The organism is Streptomyces sp. NPDC017529 (assembly GCF_044329785.1).
Lineage (GTDB): Bacteria > Actinomycetota > Actinomycetes > Streptomycetales > Streptomycetaceae > Streptomyces.
The window spans coordinates 96810-115189 of sequence record NZ_JBIRJY010000006.1 but is presented as its reverse complement, the minus strand read 5'-3'; the positions used below and the strand labels follow the sequence as shown (position 1 = coordinate 115189).

The following is an 18380-nucleotide window of genomic DNA, read 5'->3' as shown; positions in this document are numbered from 1 at the left end:
CCACCAGTCCGTGATCCCGTCGAGGGTTGTCTCGGCTTGAGGAATTACGCAACAATGGCGTTGTGAAATACGCGAGCGAGGACCAGGAAGGCACCGCGGCCCGCCCGGCCGGCGGGCCGGACCGCCCCGCGCCCGCGCGGGCCGCGCGGGCCGTCTCCGGCGCCGCGCCCGCCCACGACGAGCAGCGGGGCACGCGCAACCGCGTCGCGCGCTCCATCCTGGACCACGGCCCGTCCACCGCGGCCGAGCTGGCCCTGCGGCTGGAGCTCACCCAGGCGGCCGTCCGCCGCCACCTCGACACCCTCGTCGCGGAGAACGTGGTCGAGCCCCGCGAGAAGCGCGTCTACGGCGCGCGCACCCGCGGCCGCCCGGCCAAGGTCTTCGCGCTCACCGACTGCGGCCGGGACGCCTTCGACCAGTCCTACGACCAGCTCGCCGCCGACGCGCTGCGCTGGATCGCGGAGAGCGCCGGCGGCGGCGAGCTGGGCGAGGCGGCGGTCGCCGCGTTCGCCCGCGCCCGGTTCGCGGCACTGGCCGAGAGCTACCGCGCGGCCGTCCAGGCCGCCCGCCCCGAAGGCCGTACACAGGCACTTGCCGAGGCGTTGACCGCGGACGGGTACGCTGCTACGGCGCGCAGCGCGCCCAGTCATCAGCTAGGTGAGCAGCTCTGCCAGCACCACTGCCCGGTCGCCCACGTCGCCGAGCAGTTCCCGCAGCTGTGCGAGGCGGAGACCGAGGTCTTCTCCCGCCTGCTGGGGACCCACGTGCAACGTCTTGCCACCATCGCCCACGGCGACGGTGTCTGCACGACCTTCGTCCCGAAGGGCCGCGAGGCCGGCAAGACCGCCCACAGCACCACCAAGACCACCAACGCTTCTGCAAGCACGGCCGGGAGGAACCCCGCATGACTCTCCCCACGGAGACTGCTCACCCTGAGCTTGAGGGCCTGGGCACGTACGAATACGGCTGGGCCGACTCCGACGTGGCCGGCGCTTCCGCCAAGCGCGGCCTGTCCGAGGACGTCGTCCGCGACATCTCGGCGAAGAAGAACGAGCCCGAGTGGATGCTCAAGCTCCGCCTCAAGGGTCTGAAGCTCTTCGGCAAGAAGCCCATGCCGAACTGGGGCTCGGACCTGTCGGGCATCGACTTCGACAACATCAAGTACTTCGTGCGCTCCACGGAGCAGCAGGCCGCCTCCTGGGAGGACCTGCCCGAGGACATCAAGAACACGTACGACAAGCTCGGCATCCCGGAGGCGGAGAAGCAGCGCCTGGTCGCCGGTGTCGCGGCCCAGTACGAGTCCGAGGTCGTGTACCACCAGATCCGCGAGGACCTGGAGGCGCAGGGCGTGATCTTCCTGGACACCGACACGGCGCTCAAGGAGCACCCGGAGCTGTTCCAGGAGTACTTCGGCACGGTCATCCCGGTCGGCGACAACAAGTTCGCCTCGCTGAACAGCGCGGTGTGGTCCGGCGGCTCGTTCATCTACGTGCCCAAGGGCGTCCACGTGGACATCCCGCTGCAGGCCTACTTCCGGATCAACACCGAGAACATGGGCCAGTTCGAGCGGACGCTGATCATCGTCGACGAGGACGCCTACGTCCACTACGTCGAGGGCTGCACCGCCCCGATCTACAAGTCCGACTCGCTGCACTCCGCGGTCGTGGAGATCGTCGTCAAGAAGGGCGGCCGCTGCCGCTACACGACGATCCAGAACTGGTCGAACAACGTCTACAACCTGGTCACCAAGCGCGCCGTCGCCTACGAGGGCGCGACCATGGAGTGGGTCGACGGCAACATCGGCTCCAAGGTGACGATGAAGTACCCGGCCGTCTACCTGATGGGCGAGCACGCCAAGGGCGAGACCCTGTCCATCGCCTTCGCGGGCGAGGGCCAGCACCAGGACGCGGGCGCCAAGATGGTCCACATGGCCCCGCACACCTCGTCCAACATCGTCTCCAAGTCGGTGGCGCGGGGCGGCGGCCGTACGTCCTACCGCGGTCTCATCGAGATCGGCGAGGGCGCCGAGGGCTCCAAGTCCAACGTGCTCTGCGACGCCCTGCTGGTGGACACCATCTCCCGCTCGGACACCTACCCCTACGTGGACGTCCGCGAGGACGACGTGTCCATGGGCCACGAGGCGACCGTCTCCAAGGTCAGCGACGACCAGCTCTTCTACCTGATGGCGCGCGGCCTGTCCGAGGACGAGGCCATGGCGATGATCGTGCGCGGCTTCGTCGAGCCGATCGCCCGCGAGCTGCCGATGGAGTACGCGCTGGAGCTGAACCGGCTGATCGAGCTGCAGATGGAAGGCGCGGTCGGCTGACGGCCGCAGCGAGCAGCGACTGATTCTCAACGAGGAAGAGAGCACGACGACAGCCATGGCTGAGGCTCAGACAATTCCGGCGGGTTCCACCACCACCGGCTCGATCGCGGTGGCCGCCGAGTCCACCGTCGCCACCCGGATGAGCGCCCCGCCGTCCTACGACGTGGCCGACTTCCCGGTACCGCACGGCCGCGAGGAGGAGTGGCGCTTCACGCCCCTCGCGCGCCTGAAGGGCCTGCACGACGGCACCGCCGTCGCGTCCGGCGCCGACCTGAAGATCGACATCAAGGCGCCCGAAGGCGTCACCCACGAGCTCGTCGACCGCGCCGACCCCCGCGTCGGCAAGGCCGGCAAGCCGGTCGACCGGGTCGCCGCCCAGGCGTACAGCTCCTTCGAGAAGGCATCCGTCGTCTCGGTGCCCAAGGACACGGTGCTGACCGAGCCGATCCGCATCGCCGTGCACGGCGAGGGCGGCACGGCCTTCGGCCACCAGGTCATCGAGCTGGGCGCGTTCGCCGAGGCCGTCGTCGTCATCGACCACACCGGTGACGCCACGCTCGCCGCCAACGTCGACTACCTGATCGGCGACGGCGCCAAGCTGACCGTCGTCTCGGTGCAGGACTGGGACGACACCGCCGTCCACGTCGGCCAGCACAACGCGCTGGTCGGCCGCGACGCCGGCTTCAAGTCCGTGATCGTCACCTTCGGCGGCGACCTGGTCCGGCTGCACCCGCGCGTCACGTACGCGGCGCCCGGCGGTGAGGCCGAGTTCTACGGCCTGTACTTCACCGACAACGGCCAGCACCAGGAGCACCGCCTCTTCGTCGACCACGAGGCGGCCAACTGCCGCTCCAACGTCGTCTACAAGGGCGCCCTCCAGGGCCAGGACGCGCACGCCGTCTGGATCGGCGACGTCCTCATCCGCGCCGCCGCCACCGGCACGGACACCTACGAGCTCAACCGCAACCTCGTGCTGACCGACGGCGCGCGGGTCGACTCGGTGCCCAACCTGGAGATCGAGACCGGCGAGATCGTCGGCGCCGGCCACGCGAGCGCCACCGGCCGCTTCGACGACGAGCAGCTGTTCTACCTGATGGCCCGCGGCATCCCGGCCGACGAGGCCCGCCGTCTGGTCGTCCGCGGCTTCTTCGCCGAACTCGTCCAGCAGATCGGCCTGCCGGACGTGGAAGAGCGCCTGATCACCAAGATCGAGGCCGAGCTGGAAGCGTCCGTGGCATGAGCCCGGCCTACGTACGCGCCTGCGGGCTGTCCGAGCTGGAGGAGGACAGCCCCAAGCGGGTCGAACTCGACGGCGTACCGGTCTCGCTCGTCCGTACCGAGGGCGAGGTGTTCGCGATCAACGACATCTGCTCGCACGCGAACGTCTCCCTGTCCGAGGGCGAGGTGGAGGACTGTGCGATCGAGTGCTGGCTGCACGGCTCCAGCTTCGACCTGCGCACCGGCAAGCCGTCCGGCCTCCCCGCGACGCAGCCCGTCCCCGTATACCCCGTAAAGATCGAAGGAGAGGGCCCGGACGCTTCCGTGCTCGTCTCCGTCACCCAGGAGTCCTGAGTCCCCATGGCAACGCTTGAGATCCACGACCTGCACGTCTCCGTCGAGGCCGAAGGCGGCCCGCGCGAGATCCTGAAGGGCGTCGACCTGACCGTGAAGCAGGGCGAGACGCACGCCATCATGGGCCCCAACGGCTCCGGCAAGTCCACCCTCGCCTACTCGCTGGCGGGTCACCCCAAGTACACGATCACCGGCGGCACCGTCACCCTCGACGGCGAGGACGTCCTGGAGATGTCCGTCGACGAGCGCGCCCGCGCCGGCGTCTTCCTCGCCATGCAGTACCCGGTCGAGGTCCCCGGCGTCTCGGTCTCCAACTTCCTGCGCACCTCCGCCACCGCCATCCGCGGCGAGGCCCCCAAGCTGCGTACGTGGGTCAAGGAGGTCAAGGAGGCCATGGAGCGGCTGTCCATGGACCCGGCCTTCGCCGAGCGCAACGTCAACGAGGGTTTCTCCGGCGGTGAGAAGAAGCGCCACGAGATCCTCCAGCTGGAGCTGCTCAAGCCGAAGATCGCGATCCTCGACGAGACCGACTCCGGCCTGGACGTCGACGCGCTGCGCGTCGTCTCCGAGGGCGTCAACCGCGTCCGCGAGGGCGGTGACGTGGGCACCCTGCTGATCACCCACTACACCCGGATCCTCCGGTACATCAAGCCCGACCACGTGCACGTCTTCGCCAACGGCCGGATCGCCGAGTCCGGCGGCCCGGAGCTGGCGGACAAGCTGGAGGCCGAGGGCTACGAGGCGTACGTGAAGGGTGGCGCAACCGCGTGACAAAGCTGCCGGGCCTCCTCGACACAGAGGCGATCCGCAAGGACTTCCCCATCCTGGAGCGACGGATCCACGACGGGAAGAAGGTCGTGTATCTGGACAACGCGGCGACCTCCCAGAAGCCCCGCCAGGTGCTCGACGCGCTGAACGGGTACTACGAGCGCTACAACGCCAACGTCCACCGCGGTGTGCACGTGCTCGCCGAGGAGGCCACGGCGCTGTACGAGGGCGCGCGCGACAAGGTCGCCGCGTTCGTCAACGCGCCGAGCCGCGACGAGGTGATCTTCACCAAGAACGCCTCCGAGTCGCTCAACCTCGTGGCGAACATGCTCGGCTGGGCCGACGAGCCGTACCGCGTCGACCAGGACACCGAGATCGTCATCACGGAGATGGAGCACCACTCCAACATCGTGCCGTGGCAGCTGCTCTCGCAGCGCACCGGCGCGAAGCTGAAGTGGTTCGGGCTGACCGACGACGGCCGGCTCGACCTGGACACGATCGACGAGGTCATCACCGACCGCACGAAGATCGTCTCCTTCACGCTCGTCTCCAACCTGATGGGCACCGTCAACCCGGTCGAGGCGATCATCCGCCGCGCCCAGGAGGTCGGCGCGCTGGTCTGCATCGACGCCTCGCAGGCCGCCCCGCACATGCCGCTGGACGTCCAGGCGCTCCAGGCGGACTTCGTGGCCTTCACCGGCCACAAGATGTGCGGCCCGACCGGCATCGGCGTCCTGTGGGGCCGCCAGGAGCTGCTGGAAGACCTCCCGCCGTTCCTCGGTGGCGGCGAAATGATCGAGACAGTGTCCATGCACTCCTCGACCTACGCCCCCGCCCCTCACAAGTTCGAGGCCGGTACGCCCCCGATCGCCCAGGCCGTCGGCCTCGGCGCGGCCGTGGACTACCTCACCTCGATCGGCATGGAGAACATCGCCGCGCACGAGCACGCGATCACCGAGTACGCCGTCAAGCGGTTGCTGGAGGTCCCGGACCTGCGCATCATCGGCCCCGCCACGGCCGAGGACCGCGGCGCGACGATCTCCTTCACGCTCGGTGACATCCACCCGCACGACGTGGGCCAGGTACTGGACGAGCAGGGCATCGCGGTCCGGGTCGGCCACCACTGCGCGCGGCCGGTCTGCCTGCGCTACGGAATTCCCGCGACCACGCGAGCGTCTTTCTATCTGTACTCCACTCCGGCCGAGGTCGACGCCCTCGTCGAGGGGCTGGAGCACGTCCGCAACTTCTTCGGATGAGGACGAGGACTGACTGAGCCGTGAAGCTGGATTCCATGTACCAGGACGTCATCCTGGACCACTACAAGCACCCCCACGGGCGCGGTCTTCGGGACGGCGACGCCGAGGTGCACCACGTCAACCCGACCTGCGGTGACGAGATCACGCTGCGCGTACGGCTCAACGGTGCGACCGTGGAAGACGTGTCGTACGAGGGCCAGGGCTGCTCCATCAGCCAGGCCAGCGCGTCCGTGCTCAACGACCTGCTGGTCGGCAAGGAGCTGGGCGAGGCGCAGAAGATCCAGGAGACCTTCCTGGAGCTGATGCAGTCCCGCGGCCAGCTGGAGCCCGACGACGCGATGGAGGAGGTGCTGGAGGACGCGGTGGCGTTCGCCGGCGTCTCGAAGTACCCGGCACGCGTGAAGTGCGCGCTGCTGAGCTGGATGGCCTGGAAGGACGCCACGGCCAAGGCTTTGTCCGAGGAGGCGAAGACCGCATGACCGACGCAGTAACCACGAAGCCGGCCTCGGAGGAAGAGGTCCGCGAGGCCCTGTACGACGTCGTCGACCCCGAGCTGGGCATCGACGTCGTCAACCTGGGCCTGATCTACGGCATCCACGTCGACGACGCCAACATCGCCACCATCGACATGACGCTCACCTCGGCGGCCTGCCCGCTGACCGACGTCATCGAGGACCAGGCGAAGTCCGCCACGGACGGCATCGTCAACGAACTGAAGATCAACTGGGTCTGGATGCCGCCGTGGGGCCCGGACAAGATCACGGACGATGGGCGCGAGCAGCTGCGGGCGCTCGGCTTCAACGTCTGATCCCGCAGGGATCGCTTTTGCGCGAACGGCTGTGCCCGCCGGGTCTCCCCGGCGGGCACAGCCGTTTTCGTGCCTACTTGCGCGCCGCGCGGAACACCTCGGTCATCTGCATGGCGGTGGTGAGGTTGATACGGCCGGTGTCGATGAGGTGCACAGGCGTACCGAGCCCGGCCACCGGATGCGGGTCCAGCCGCAGACTGGGGAACTGAACGCCGACGGCCCGTGCGGCCTCGCCGAGGTCGCACATGATTTCGCGGGCGGTTTCGGCGGGGGACATGTTCTCGAAGCGGTTGGTCATGCGGTGTGCCTCCGTGGGGGGGGGTAGCTGTTTCCGCTTACAGCGTGGAGTCGCACGAGTACGCTCGCCAGTAGGCACAGAGTGACAAAGGGCAGGTCACGCAAAGGAGTTGCCCATATGAGCGATAGCCGCATTCCTCCGTCACGTACGGCCTACGGGGAGGAGCTGAGAAAGCGGCGGGAGGCGGCCGGCCTCACCCAGGAAAAGCTGAGCGAGCAAGTGGTCATGTCGCGCACGCATATCGCCCACATCGAGGCGGGGCGCCGGAAACCGGCACCGGACGACGCGCGGCGCCTGGATCAAGTGCTGGTCACGGGAGGCGTGTTCGCCCGGTTCCTGCCGACGCTCGACGGGCGGCCGGTGGCCGATCATTACGAACAGGCCGCGCTGTTCGAACAGCAGGCGACGATGGTTCAGGAGTATGGGGCCACGCTCGTGCCGGGGCTTTTGCAGACCAGGGCCTACGCCCGAGCGGTATTCCGATCGGGATTCCCTCCCATGAGCGACAAGGATTGTGACGACGCTGTCGTCACGCGAATCGCGCGCCAGAGCATCCTCGAAGACGCCGTAACACCTGCGCTATGGGTGCTCCTTGACGAAGCGGTGTTGCGGCGTCCGGTGGGCGGGCCAGCCGTCATGGCCGAACAACTCCGGCATATCGCGGGCATGGGCGAACGGGGGCGGGTTCGCGTCCATGTCATTCCGTTCTCGGTGGGCGTCCACGCGATACTGGAAAGCGGTACGACGTTGATGTGGTTCGACGACGCGCCGCCTATCGTCTACGTCGAGGGGCTGCGCACCGGCACCATCCTGGACAGCCCGGATGTGGTCCACAACTGCCAGTCCTCCTACGCCCTCGCCCTGGGTGATGCGCGGTCGCACGAAGATTCCCTGGCTTTGGTCAGGGCTGTCGCGGAGGAGTACGAACATGGGTAGCAGCCAGTACGTCATCGCCCGCGCGTCGGTGTTGTCGACGTGGCGGAAGTCCAGCTACAGCGGCGCTAGTGAGGGGAACTGCCTCGAAGTGGCGGATGGCGCGACAGGGATAGTCCTGGTGCGGGACTCCAAGAATCCGGATGGTCCGGTGCTTGTCTTCTCCGACGCGGCCTTCGCGTCGTTCGTCGGGGCTGTCCGGCTGTCCTGACCCCCTGACACGGCCATGCCCGCCCGGCACACTGGCGGGCATGGCCGTTTCTCTGTATCAACTCGCTGTCGACGCCCACGATCTGAAGGGCCTCGCCACCTTCTGGGCCCAGGTGCTGGACTGGCGCATCGTCTACGAGGACGCGGAGGAGGTGATCATCGCGGCCGATGAGCATGCGCTGCCGGGCATCACCTTCCTCGCCGTACCCGAGGCGAAGGCGGGCAAGAACCGGCTGCACATCGACCTCGCGCCGGACGACCAGGCCGTCGAGGTCGAGCGGATCGTCGGGCTCGGGGCGCGTCGGGCGGATGTGGGGCAGGGGGACGACGTGAGCTGGGTGGTGCTGGCGGACCCGGAGGGGAACGAGTTCTGCGTGCTGCGGCCGAAGAAGTCGTTGCTGGACTGACCGGCGTCACCTACCCGCCGGAGGTGGCTTTCCCGACGAGCGACGTGAGGATCGACCGGGGGTGTGTCCATAGCAGAGCACCGCCGATTCCCGGCACGACATGGCGATGCGCACCGGGTATACGGGCAGCGAGCAGTGCTCCGTTGTCGGGCGAGTGGCTGGTGTCCTGCTCGCCGTACCAGATGTCGACCGGGACGCGGATCTCGTCGAGGGCGAAGGGCCACCGTCCCATCGCCAGGACGGTGTCGCGGGCGTAACCGGCGGCGCCTTGGGCGAATGCCTCGTCCAAGGCCCTGCGGTAGCCGAACGCGAAATCAGGGTCCTGATAGACGGCGAGGTCGCACTCCGGGCTGCCGGCCATGACCATGTCCCACATCGCATCTGCGGTGAAGCTCGCGAACAGCTCTTCGGCGCCGGCCGGATCGCGCTCGGTCCGCTCGACGAGACCGCGCAGGTCCGGCTCCAGAACGGAAGCGAATTGCGGCGCGGCGACCTCGTCCGCACCGGAGACGACGGCCAGTGCCGAGGCGACGCCCTCCGCGGCGCAGGCGAGGGCGAAGGGCGCACCTTGCGAGTTCCCGACCACGGCCGGGTGCCCCAGCCCGCGCAGCAGACAGAGGTGCCGCATGTCGTCGGCGAACTCGGAGAACGTGCGCCCGGGGGCGGGCGTCGAGGCGCCGAGCCCCGGGCGGTCCACGGAGACGAGGCGCACTCCAAGCGCCTCGACGACGCCTGCGCCGAAGCCGAGCCACCGGCTCGTGGCCGCACCCGGACACAGCAGAACGGGCGCTCCGTCCGGCGGCCCCCACTCGGCCCAGCCGAGCAACCGCCCGTCAGGCAGGGCGCTTTCGCCCAGCCGATCAGGTGCATCGAAGAATTCAGACATGATCAACATCATGGCCGGGAGCAGGGTGCCCCGCATCCGAATTTCCCTTGTGTACGACCGTACGCAACGTTGTGTACGCTCGTACGTATGGTGTACCTGACGCTTGCCGGAGCGATTGCCTCCGAGATCCTCGCGACGACCGCGATGAAGTACAGCGACGGCTTCAGCAAGCTGTGGCCCTCGCTGGGGACCGTGCTGGGGTATGTCGTCGCGTTCGTGCTGCTCGCGAAGACCCTGAAGACGATGGACGTCGGTACGGCGTACGCGATCTGGTCGGGGGCCGGTACGGCCGTCGTCGCGGCGATCGGGATGGTGTTCCTGGGGGAGGCGGCGACCGCCGCGCGGATCATCGGGGTGGTGCTCGTGATCACGGGGGTCGTCGTGCTGAATCTGGGCGGGGCGCACTGATGCCGCGCCGTTACGACCCGGACCGGCCGCAGCGGATCATCGACGCGGCGATCCGGGTGGTGGGCGAGCGGGGCATCGCCGGGCTCAGCCATCGCGCGGTGGCGGCCGAGGCGGACGTACCGCTCGGGTCCACGACGTACCACTTCGCCTCGCTGGACGATCTGCTGGTGGCGGCATTGCGGCAGGTCAACGGGGCGTGGCTGGCCGGGATCGAGGAGTGGGAGCGGGGGGTGGACGCCTCGGTCCCGCTGGCGGACGAGCTGACGCGGCTGGTCGAGGAGTCGCTGACCGGCGACCGGGCACGGGCGGAGCTGGAGTACGAGCTGTACCTCGCCGCGCTGCGGCACGAGGCGGTGCGGCCGCTCGCGGCCGAGTGTCTCGACGCCATGGTCGAGCTGCTGGCGCGGCGGACCGGTGACGAGGGCACCGCGCGGGCGCTGGTCGGACTGATCGACGGGCTGACGTTGCAACATTTGCTGACGGGCCGGGAGTTCGACCGGGCGGAGGTGCGGGACGCGGTGGTGCGGGTGCTGGGCTGAGGTGGTCGCCGGGGCATCCCGGTCTCCGGACCGGTTCGCCTCCGTGGCCCCCCTCCGGTTAGGTTTTCGATATGACCGAAGCTGCTACCTCCCGTACCACCGGCGCCGTCGCCGCCGGCCTCGCCACCGTCACCACCGACGGCACCATCCTCGACACCTGGTTCCCCGCGCCGGAGCTGGTGGCCGACCCCGGTCCCGCCGGTACCGAGCGGCTGACCGACGAGCGCGCCGTCGAGCTGCTCGGCGAGGCCGCGCCGAAGGCGGTCGGCACCGACGCGCGCCGTGGCGTCGAGGTCGTGGCCGTCCGTACGGTCATCTCCTCGCTGGACGACAAGCCGCTGGACGCGCACGACGTGTACCTGCGCCTGCACCTGCTCAGCCACCGGCTGGTCAAGCCGCACGGCCAGAGCCTGGAGGGCATGTTCGGCCTGCTGGCCAACGTCGCCTGGACCTCGCTGGGCCCGGTGCCCGTCGACCAGGTGGAGACCGCGCGCCTGAACGCCCGCGCCGAGGGCCTGCACCTTCAGGTCACCAGCGTCGACAAGTTCCCCCGGATGACGGACTACGTCACTCCGGCGGGCGTACGGATCGCCGACGCCGACCGGGTGCGGCTCGGCGCGCACCTCGCCGCGGGCACCACCGTCATGCACGAGGGCTTCGTCAACTTCAACGCGGGCACGCTCGGCACCTCGATGGTCGAAGGCCGCATCTCCGCGGGCGTCGTCATCGGTGACGGTTCGGACATCGGCGGCGGCGCCTCCACGATGGGCACGCTGTCCGGCGGCGGCAAGCAGATCATCTCGATCGGCGAGCGCTGCCTGCTCGGCGCGGAGTCCGGCATCGGCATCGCGCTGGGCGACGAGTGCGTGGTCGAGGCCGGTCTGTACGTGACCGCGGGCACCCGCGTCACCATGCCCGACGGCCAGATCGTCAAGGCCGCCGAGCTGTCCGGCGCCGACAACATCCTCTTCCGCCGCAACTCCACCACCGGCACCGTCGAGGCCCGCCCGAACAAGGCCGACTGGGGCGGCCTGAACGACGTGCTGCACAGCCACAACTGAGCCCGTGCGCCGCGCCCGCAACGGGCGGCGCACCCGGCGCGCACAGCGGCCCGGCGGGACCTTCCGAGGTTTCCCCGCCGGGCCGCTGCCGTGTCCTGGCCGGTATCGGACGGTGCCAACCGCGCCGTTCCTGGGCACCATGGCGGGACGGTGTCCAACGGACCGACCGGACCGGGAGGCGTCATGAGGCTGGGTAAACCGCTCGCTGTCGGTATCGCGGAGGACGTGGAGGTCGAGGAGAGGGCGGCAGGGCCTCAGGCGGTGACAAAGGAGGCCGGGGTGCCGGTTTCCGGCGGTGGGGTTGAGACGTCAGGTGCCGGTGAATTGCGACAGGAACGCGTGCCGGCCGGCCGATGAGGCTGCGGTTGCCCGAGGAGCGACCCGCGTCGCCGCCCCTGGGGTACAAGCTGGCGCACCCGGTCATCTCCCACGACGGCACCCGGGTCGGGTTCGCGGGGATCTCGCTCGGCGGTGCGCTGCCGTACGGGTTCCTCGACGAGGCCCGCTGCGTGTACGGCAGGCGCCACCGCTGCCCCGCCCTGCGCTGTGACTGCGGTTTCTACTGCCTGCACACGTTCGACCAGGCCCTGGCCCTGGCGTGTGCGAGCGAGTACCACCGGGCGGTGCTGCTGGAGGTGACCGTCCTCGGCTCGTACATCCGCTTCGAGCGCGGGATGCGGTACGCGCGGCAGCGGGTGCGGGTGGCGCGGGTCGGCGCGTGCGCGTGCGGCATGGAGCCGTGCGGGTTCGCGGACGCGGGGTGGGGGCGTACGGGCTGGCGGGTGCTGACCGCCGTCTGCGCGCAGTGTGCGGCGCTGCGCGGGCGGACGGCGTTCGCGTCCTGGACGGCGGTCGGCTTCGCGGAGTTCGTACGGCTCGGGGGCGGGCCGCTGCGGATCGTGGCGGGCGGCGAACCGGAGGGCGGCCCGTAACCGTATCCGTACGGTACGGAGACGGGGGCATGTCATGAGCCCGCTACGCTGACCGCATGCGCGATCTTGTGGCGGGAACGGGGTATCTGGGGAAGGGGCAGCGCTGGGTTGCCCGGCACGGCCGGTGGTGGGGGTTCGGGATGATTCCCGCACTCATCGCTCTCGTGCTGTACGCGGCGGCGCTGGTCGCGCTCGCCTTCTACGCGGGCGACCTCGCCTCTTGGGCGACGCCGTTCGCGGACGGCTGGGGAACGCCCTGGCAGGGGGCGCTGCGCGGGCTGTTCGTCGCGCTGCTCTTCGCGGGCGGCCTGCTGCTGTCCGTGCTGACCTTCACCGCCGTCACGCTGCTGATCGGCGACCCCTTCTACGAGTCGCTGTCGGAGAAGGTGGAGGAGAGCGAGGGCGGCTGCCCGCCGGGGCCCGGACTGCCGCTGTGGCGGGAACTGTGGATCTCGCTGCGGGACAGCGTGCACGTTCTGGTGCGTGCTGCCGGTTTCGGGCTGCTCTTCTTCGCGCTGGGGTTCATCCCCGTGGTCGGGCAGACCGTGGTGCCCGCGATCGGCTTCTGCGTCTCGGGCTTCTTCTTGACGGTGGAGCTGACGTCGGTGGCGATGCAGCGGCGCGGCATCCCCGTGCGGGAACGGCTGCGGATGCTGCGCGGCCGCAAGGGGCTCGCCGTCGGTTTCGGTACTCCGCTGGTGCTGCTGTTCCTCGTGCCGTTCGTGGCGGTGTTCCTGATGCCGGGGGCGGTGGCCGGCGCGACGCTGCTCGTCCGTGATCTCACCGGGGAGGACGAGGAAGCGGCCGAGGAGGACGGAGTTACCGCTGAGCGGTCTTCAGAGCCTTCGCCAGCGCGCTGGTGATCCCGGGGCCTGCTGCCAGGAGAGGCGCGCGGACCGGTCCGGCGGGCAGGCCGAGCGTGTTCAGGAGCGCCTTGGCGGTGACCGCGCCGGGGTGTTCGGTGCCCATCATCGTCTCGATGAGCGGTACCAGGCGGAGGTAGCGGCGCGTGGCCCCGGCCGGGTCGCCCGCGTCGTACGCGTCGAGGACGGCCCGTACCTCGCGCGGCGCGGCGTTGGCCACCGTGCTGACGCAGCCGACGGCGCCGATGGCCCGCAGCGGGAGGGCCTGCTCGTCGCAGCCCGCGTAGTACGCGAGGTCGGTGGCCGCCAGCACCTTCGCGGTCTTCATGAGGTCGTACGCGCAGTCCTTGACGCCCGCGACGCGCGGGTGTTCCGCGAGGCGCAGGAGGGTGTCGGCGGCCAGTGCGGTGCCGGTGCCGGTGCGCCCGGGGATGTCGTACAGCATGACCGGCAGGCCGGTGGCGCCGGCGACCGTGCGCAGGTGGTGGGCGACGGCTTCCCGGCCGGGGCAGGAGTAGGCGGGGGCGGCGACGAGCAGGCCGTGGGCGCCGGCGCGTTCGGCGGTGCGGGCCAGTTCGGTGCTGTGCCGGGTGTCGCCGGTGCCGACCCCGGCGGTGATCCGCGCCCGGTCGCCGACCGCCTCGACGACGGCCCGGATCAGGGTTTCCTTCTCGGCGTCGGTGGTCGTCGGCGCTTCGCCGGTGGTGCCGCTGAGGACGAGGCCGTCACAGCCCTCGCCGACGAGGTGGACGGCGAGGCGCTGCGCGCCGTCCGGGTCCAGGCCGCCGTCCGTGCGGAACGGCGTGATCATCGCGGCGGCGGTACGGCCGAAGGGGGGCGGGGACGGGACAGCGCTCGTTGTGGTCACGGAACGGAGTCTGTCCCCGCCAAACCTTCAGGTCTACTTAGTTGTGCTGAGGTAAGCCTTAAGCACTGCTACGGCTTCAGGCGCAGCACCTGCGGGTCGTGGTCGCTCGACTGGTCGGCGTACTCCGCGTTGATGTGGACGATGTCGTAGTCCACGCGGCGCAGGTGGCGGCTGGTGAGCATGTGGTCCAGCACCTGCGAGTTGCCCTGGTAGACATAGCCGTACCGCTCGCCGCGCGGCAGCCGGTCGACGAGGTCGGTGAGGACGCCGCCGGCGGTCAGGGCCTTGAGCGCAGGGGAGAACTGGTAGTCGTTGAGGTCGCCGGCCACCACCACGTCGGCCTTCGGGGCCACGGCGAGGACGTCCTTCACGAAGGCGTTCACGGCTCGCGCCTGCTGGACGCGCTGGGCCTCCGACGTACGGGCCGGGGGCTGGAAGCGGCTGTCGATGCCCTGGTCGCCGCCCTTGGAGTTGAAGTGGTTGGCGACGACGAAGACCGGGCGGCCCCGGAAGCAGAACTGGCCGGCCAGCGGCTTGCGGCTGTTGGCCCAGGCGGCGTTGCCGGGGTCGATGCGGCCGGGGGAGGCGGTCAGGCGCGGCTTGCCGTGGGAGCCGGTCACCTTGACGGGGGTGGTGGCGTCGCCGCCGGCGATGTCCGTGAACGAGACGCGCGCCGGGTTGAAGAGGAACGCGGTGCGGATGTTGCCGCCGGGCTGGCCGCCGTCCTGGTTGTTCACCGGGTCGATCTGGCGCCACTCGTAGGACGGGCCGCCGGCCGCCTTGACGGCCTCGGTGAGCCGCTTGAGCGTCGCGTTCGCGGAGACGGTGCCGTCGTTCGCCGGGCCGTTGTCGTCCTGCACCTCCTCCAGCGCCACGATGTCGGGCGCGGCGAGGTTCTTCACCAGCGCCTCGGCCAGCCGCGCGAACTTGGCGGGCGGCGTCTTCGGGGAAAGGTTCTCGACGTTGTACGTGGCCACGGCCAGCTCGTCGGCGGCCTGCCCCCGCGTGGTCTCGCGGGCCGGGCCGCGGTCGGTGAGCGTGCCCAGCTCGGTGGCCGCGATGCCGTACCCGCCGAAGTTGTCGTAGTCCAGCGGGCCCGCGGTGGTGCCGGTCAGCTCGTCGCCGGTGTCCGCGACGGGGAAGGGCCGCTGGGCGAAGGGGATGAGCGACGTGATCTTGATGCGGCCGGAGTTGGGGTCCTGGTACGAGCCGTAGAGCGCGCCGCCGCGCACGGTGCGGTTGTGGCGGGGCTCGGCGGTCGCCCACAGTTCGTTGTGCGAACTGGTCGGGCCGACGACGGACGCGTCCGCGAGCGAGACCCGCATGCCCTCCAGCGACTCGTAGCGGTCCAGGGCGTAGGAGTGCGGGCGCAGCGGCAGGCCCTCGATGCTCTTGCCGCCCGCCGACGGGGCGTAACGGTCCGGCACGGAAGCGGCGTTGAGCTTGAAAGCGGCCGGCAGCGGGTTGCCGGAGGAGACCACGGTCCAGGCGGCGCCGGTGATCTCGGTGACGGACTGCAGGCCCGCCTGCTCGCCACCCGGGTAGTACTCGCTGACCGTGCCGGAGACCCGTACGGAATCGCCGACGGCGGCCTTGGGCGTCTCCTTGCCGGTGAAGACGAAGACCGCCTCGCTGGTGGCCGGGTCGCGGTCAGGGCGCGGGTCCTGCACCCAGAAGCCGCGGGCCGAGCCGAAGGCCCGTACCGCCGTGACCGTGCCGGGCACGTCGGCGACCTGCTTGCCCGCGAACGGCGAGAGGCGGGTCGTGCCCTGGAGATCGTGGATGCGGGTGCCCGCGGCCGAGGCGGACTGGGGCACGGCGAGCAGCCCGCCGGTCAGCGCGGCGGCGACCGCCGCGGTCAGCGCGGCCGATCTGCGCAGCGTGCGGCGGCAGGGCGTACGGGACGGTTCGTGCGGCGGTATGTGCGCGGACACGGCGGGCCTCCGGAAGGCGGGCGAGGGGTGGGGTACAGCGCGGAAGAAGGCGGAGATGCGGCGGAGCGGAAACGGTCCGGCCGTCTCTACGCGCGTCAATCTCTTGTGTGCTCCCGGCAGTTGTCAAGGTTCGCCGGGTGCCCGGGTACGGAAACCAAGGTGAACCGCCCGAGATGCACGGAATTCCGTCTACGCTGGGGCTTCGTACGAGCCGTAGTCCGCACGAGGAGCTGAACCCGAGATGTCCGCAGACCGCCCCACCCTGCCGCCGGTGCGGCTGCACTCCGACGCGGAGCTGGCGCGGGACGCGCTGAGCGCACCGCTGCTCGCCCGGGCCGCGAAGCTGGCCCGCTGGGCCGAACCGGGTGTGCCCGTCGGGGTGGGCGGCGAGATCCTCCAAGAGCAGCTGGCCGACGCCGTCGCCCACCTCGGCCTCCAGGACGACGAGGACGGTGCCGGGTACGCCGCCGAGGCGTGGCAGCTGGCGGTCGACACCGGCCTGGTGGAGATCGAGGAGACCGCCGAGGAGGACGACGACCGGCCCGGCGACGCCGCGGTCGGCACCGCCACCCCCGGCGAGGAGCTGTCGCTGCTGACCTCGGGCAGCCCGCAGGACATCCTCGACATCTGGCTCGGCGGCATGGAGACCGTGCTCGCCGACGCCGTGGCGCCCGACCTCTCCGACATCGCCGACCAGATCGCCGAGGGCGGCGAACTGGACCTGGACGCGATCGACTGGAACCCGGAGGAGGAGGCCGAGCTGCTGGACGGCATCCTCGGCAACCTCTACCTGCTGACCGCCCTGAACGAGGACCCCGAGCAGGCCGTACCGCTGCCCGCGCTCGCCGCCTCCATGATCGTGCCGGACGACATGGACGAGCCGACCGACGACATCCTCGAAGAGGTGTCCGAGGCGATGATGCGGCTCGACGACCAGTTCCGGGTCCTGGAGCCGATCGGCCTGGTCGCCTTCCGGCCGGTGGACGAGGCGCTCATCGAGGAGCTGGACGAGGACGGCGTGACCACGAGGTCCGCCGAGCCCCTGGAGGACGAGGACGTCTCCCGTTACGGCATGGTCCGCCTCACCCCGCTGGGCGTCTACGCCGTACGCGCCCGGATGCTGGACGCCGGCATCGAGGCCCCGGCCGTCGGCGACCTCACCGACAAGGGCGCCGACGTGCTGCTGGACGCGCTGCCCGGCTACCCGGAAACCCTCGCGCAGGCCGAGTCCGAGCAGTGGCTCGCGGCCCGCGAGCCCGCCGACGCCGCCCGCGACCTGCTCGCGGCCGCCCGCGGCGACGACGAGAACGCGCCGCTGCGCCGGCTCGCCTGCCAGCAGACGCTGTCGCTGGCCGGGCCGGACGCCGAGCCCGCGCTGCGCGAGGTGCTCGACGACCGGCAGCTGGGCGGGCTGGCCCGGGTGTGGCTCGCCGAGCGCGGCGCAGCGGACATCCCGGAGCCGTCCCAGGACATGATCTTCTGGCTCACCGTGGACACCATCGCGGCCCAGCTCGACGCGGCAGAGGCGGGCGAGGAGAGCGCCGCCGAGCTGCGCGGTCTCGTCGAGGGGCTGGTCGGGCAGCACAACGGGTTCTTCGACGCGGCCTGGCGGGTGGACCACCCGGCGACCGCCGACGTACTGGAGGCCATGGGCCGGCTGCACCCGGACAAGAAGGCCGCCAAGGAAGCCCGTAAGGCCGCCTTCAAGGCACGCTCCCGCCAGGCGGGTTGAGCACCCGCGTACAGGACTCCCGGGGGTACGGCCAGACCGCCGCGCCCCCGGGAGCCGCGGCCGGCGGGTGACGGGAACACCGCGGCGCTCCCGCCGCCCACCGGCCTGATCCTGCGGCGGCGCGCCGTCAGCACACCAGCTGGGTCACGCAGTTGAACGACGTGGACTGGCCGTTGAAGCCGTAGGTGCCGCGGTAGGACAGCGGAACCTGGAACTGGCCGATGATGGTGACGGTCGCGGCGCAGTTGCCGCCGCTGCCCGGCCGCTTGGCGTCGATGCGCAGCGACGAACCGATCGAGCCGCCGGTGATGTCCCACGGGGCGCCGCAAATGCCGGTGGTGATCCGGCCGCCCGTGATGACGTTGGTGTTCGGGTTGTAGGTGACCTCCATGTCGAAGGTGAGCGCCTGGTTGTGGAGCGCCATCTTCTGGGTGACCTGGAGGGCTTCCGCCGAGACGTCACGCTGTACGGCGAAGGCCTCGTCGCGGGTCTTGACCTCGGAGCCCTGGGCGTTGACGAACTGGTGCTCGCGGCCCGGGCCCTTCCTCTTCTGCGCTGCGCTTGTCATGGCTCTCCCTC

Annotated in this window: 22 protein-coding genes; 17 read left to right on the top strand and 5 right to left on the bottom strand. The window is 70.4% G+C overall.

Annotated elements, in window-relative coordinates:
• Nucleotides 1–62 precede the first annotated feature (62 nt).
• From ACH4K4_RS17570 to ACH4K4_RS17535, 8 genes are read left to right on the top strand one after another with little or no spacing between them, the layout of a single operon-like run.
• Nucleotides 63–908 carry a helix-turn-helix transcriptional regulator gene (locus ACH4K4_RS17570; protein WP_398168184.1) on the top strand — a complete coding sequence of 282 codons (846 nt, stop codon included), beginning with the start codon at nucleotides 63–65 and terminating at the stop codon, nucleotides 906–908.
• Nucleotides 905–2326, top strand: coding sequence for a Fe-S cluster assembly protein SufB (gene sufB, locus ACH4K4_RS17565; RefSeq protein ID WP_398168183.1), 1422 nt, complete (start codon nucleotides 905–907; stop codon nucleotides 2324–2326). The genes ACH4K4_RS17570 and sufB overlap by 4 nt, the downstream gene beginning before the upstream one ends.
• Nucleotides 2327–2381: 55 nt before the next feature.
• The gene (gene sufD, locus ACH4K4_RS17560; protein WP_398168181.1) at nucleotides 2382–3566 is read left to right on the top strand and encodes a Fe-S cluster assembly protein SufD; all 1185 of its coding nucleotides are present in this window, start codon (nucleotides 2382–2384) and stop codon (nucleotides 3564–3566) included.
• A complete protein-coding gene (locus tag ACH4K4_RS17555; RefSeq protein WP_360126539.1) occupies nucleotides 3563–3898 on the top strand; it encodes a non-heme iron oxygenase ferredoxin subunit in 336 nt (111 codons plus the stop codon). The genes sufD and ACH4K4_RS17555 overlap by 4 nt, the downstream gene beginning before the upstream one ends.
• A gap of 6 nt (nucleotides 3899–3904) precedes the next feature.
• Entirely contained in the window at nucleotides 3905–4669 is a 765-nt protein-coding gene (sufC, locus tag ACH4K4_RS17550) for a Fe-S cluster assembly ATPase SufC (RefSeq protein WP_398168179.1), read from the top strand.
• On the top strand, nucleotides 4666–5922 hold the full coding sequence (locus ACH4K4_RS17545; protein ID WP_398168177.1) for a cysteine desulfurase: 1257 nt from the start codon (nucleotides 4666–4668) through the stop codon (nucleotides 5920–5922). Before sufC ends, ACH4K4_RS17545 begins: the two co-directional genes overlap by 4 nt.
• Before the next feature lie 20 nt (nucleotides 5923–5942).
• Complete coding sequence (gene sufU, locus ACH4K4_RS17540) at nucleotides 5943–6401, top strand: Fe-S cluster assembly sulfur transfer protein SufU (RefSeq protein ID WP_003983960.1); 459 nt, start codon at nucleotides 5943–5945, stop codon at nucleotides 6399–6401.
• Complete coding sequence (locus ACH4K4_RS17535; RefSeq protein ID WP_073760145.1) at nucleotides 6398–6730, top strand: metal-sulfur cluster assembly factor; 333 nt, start codon at nucleotides 6398–6400, stop codon at nucleotides 6728–6730. The genes sufU and ACH4K4_RS17535 overlap by 4 nt, the downstream gene beginning before the upstream one ends.
• Nucleotides 6731–6803: 73 nt before the next feature.
• On the opposite strand, the gene ACH4K4_RS17530 is transcribed toward ACH4K4_RS17535, so the two are convergent.
• Nucleotides 6804–7028, bottom strand: coding sequence for a hypothetical protein (locus tag ACH4K4_RS17530; RefSeq protein WP_398168176.1), 225 nt, complete (start codon nucleotides 7026–7028; stop codon nucleotides 6804–6806).
• Between the two features lie 117 nt (nucleotides 7029–7145).
• On the opposite strand from ACH4K4_RS17530, the gene ACH4K4_RS17525 reads away from it, so the two are divergent.
• From ACH4K4_RS17525 to ACH4K4_RS17515, 3 genes are read left to right on the top strand one after another with little or no spacing between them, the layout of a single operon-like run.
• On the top strand, nucleotides 7146–7964 hold the full coding sequence (locus ACH4K4_RS17525) for a Scr1 family TA system antitoxin-like transcriptional regulator (RefSeq protein ID WP_398168175.1): 819 nt from the start codon (nucleotides 7146–7148) through the stop codon (nucleotides 7962–7964).
• A complete protein-coding gene (locus ACH4K4_RS17520; protein WP_398168174.1) occupies nucleotides 7957–8172 on the top strand; it encodes a DUF397 domain-containing protein in 216 nt (71 codons plus the stop codon). The genes ACH4K4_RS17525 and ACH4K4_RS17520 overlap by 8 nt, the downstream gene beginning before the upstream one ends.
• A 40-nt stretch (nucleotides 8173–8212) precedes the next feature.
• Nucleotides 8213–8578, top strand: coding sequence for a VOC family protein (locus ACH4K4_RS17515; RefSeq protein ID WP_398168172.1), 366 nt, complete (start codon nucleotides 8213–8215; stop codon nucleotides 8576–8578).
• Nucleotides 8579–8588: 10 nt separating this feature from the next.
• Here the strand turns inward: ACH4K4_RS17515 and ACH4K4_RS17510 are convergent, their stop codons facing one another.
• The gene (locus tag ACH4K4_RS17510) at nucleotides 8589–9464 is read right to left on the bottom strand and encodes an alpha/beta fold hydrolase (RefSeq protein WP_398168171.1); all 876 of its coding nucleotides are present in this window, start codon (nucleotides 9462–9464) and stop codon (nucleotides 8589–8591) included.
• 87 nt (nucleotides 9465–9551) lie between these two features.
• On the opposite strand from ACH4K4_RS17510, the gene ACH4K4_RS17505 reads away from it, so the two are divergent.
• From ACH4K4_RS17505 to ACH4K4_RS17485, 5 genes are all read left to right on the top strand, one after another.
• Nucleotides 9552–9872 carry a DMT family transporter gene (locus tag ACH4K4_RS17505; RefSeq protein ID WP_398168170.1) on the top strand — a complete coding sequence of 107 codons (321 nt, stop codon included), beginning with the start codon at nucleotides 9552–9554 and terminating at the stop codon, nucleotides 9870–9872.
• Nucleotides 9872–10411 carry a TetR/AcrR family transcriptional regulator gene (locus ACH4K4_RS17500; RefSeq protein ID WP_398168169.1) on the top strand — a complete coding sequence of 180 codons (540 nt, stop codon included), beginning with the start codon at nucleotides 9872–9874 and terminating at the stop codon, nucleotides 10409–10411. The genes ACH4K4_RS17505 and ACH4K4_RS17500 overlap by 1 nt, the downstream gene beginning before the upstream one ends.
• Nucleotides 10412–10482: 71 nt before the next feature.
• A complete protein-coding gene (gene dapD / locus ACH4K4_RS17495; protein WP_398168168.1) occupies nucleotides 10483–11472 on the top strand; it encodes a 2,3,4,5-tetrahydropyridine-2,6-dicarboxylate N-succinyltransferase in 990 nt (329 codons plus the stop codon).
• A 365-nt stretch (nucleotides 11473–11837) separates the two neighbouring features.
• The gene (locus ACH4K4_RS17490) at nucleotides 11838–12404 is read left to right on the top strand and encodes a hypothetical protein (protein WP_398168167.1); all 567 of its coding nucleotides are present in this window, start codon (nucleotides 11838–11840) and stop codon (nucleotides 12402–12404) included.
• Nucleotides 12405–12460: 56 nt separating this feature from the next.
• Nucleotides 12461–13267 carry an EI24 domain-containing protein gene (locus ACH4K4_RS17485; protein ID WP_398168166.1) on the top strand — a complete coding sequence of 269 codons (807 nt, stop codon included), beginning with the start codon at nucleotides 12461–12463 and terminating at the stop codon, nucleotides 13265–13267.
• On the opposite strand, the gene ACH4K4_RS17480 is transcribed toward ACH4K4_RS17485, so the two are convergent.
• Both ACH4K4_RS17480 and ACH4K4_RS17475 read right to left on the bottom strand, forming a co-directional pair.
• On the bottom strand, nucleotides 13224–14078 hold the full coding sequence (locus ACH4K4_RS17480; RefSeq protein ID WP_398168688.1) for a 4-hydroxy-tetrahydrodipicolinate synthase family protein: 855 nt from the start codon (nucleotides 14076–14078) through the stop codon (nucleotides 13224–13226). The two genes, ACH4K4_RS17485 and ACH4K4_RS17480, sit on opposite strands and share 44 nt — an antisense overlap.
• Before the next feature lie 125 nt (nucleotides 14079–14203).
• Nucleotides 14204–16069: an endonuclease/exonuclease/phosphatase family protein gene (locus ACH4K4_RS17475; RefSeq protein WP_398168164.1), complete on the bottom strand. Its 1866-nt coding sequence runs from the start codon at nucleotides 16067–16069 to the stop codon at nucleotides 14204–14206.
• A 241-nt stretch (nucleotides 16070–16310) separates the two neighbouring features.
• On the opposite strand from ACH4K4_RS17475, the gene ACH4K4_RS17470 reads away from it, so the two are divergent.
• Nucleotides 16311–17801 carry a hypothetical protein gene (locus tag ACH4K4_RS17470; RefSeq protein ID WP_398168163.1) on the top strand — a complete coding sequence of 497 codons (1491 nt, stop codon included), beginning with the start codon at nucleotides 16311–16313 and terminating at the stop codon, nucleotides 17799–17801.
• A gap of 127 nt (nucleotides 17802–17928) precedes the next feature.
• On the opposite strand, the gene ACH4K4_RS17465 is transcribed toward ACH4K4_RS17470, so the two are convergent.
• The gene (locus ACH4K4_RS17465) at nucleotides 17929–18369 is read right to left on the bottom strand and encodes a hypothetical protein (protein WP_360126494.1); all 441 of its coding nucleotides are present in this window, start codon (nucleotides 18367–18369) and stop codon (nucleotides 17929–17931) included.
• Nucleotides 18370–18380: the final 11 nt, after the last annotated feature.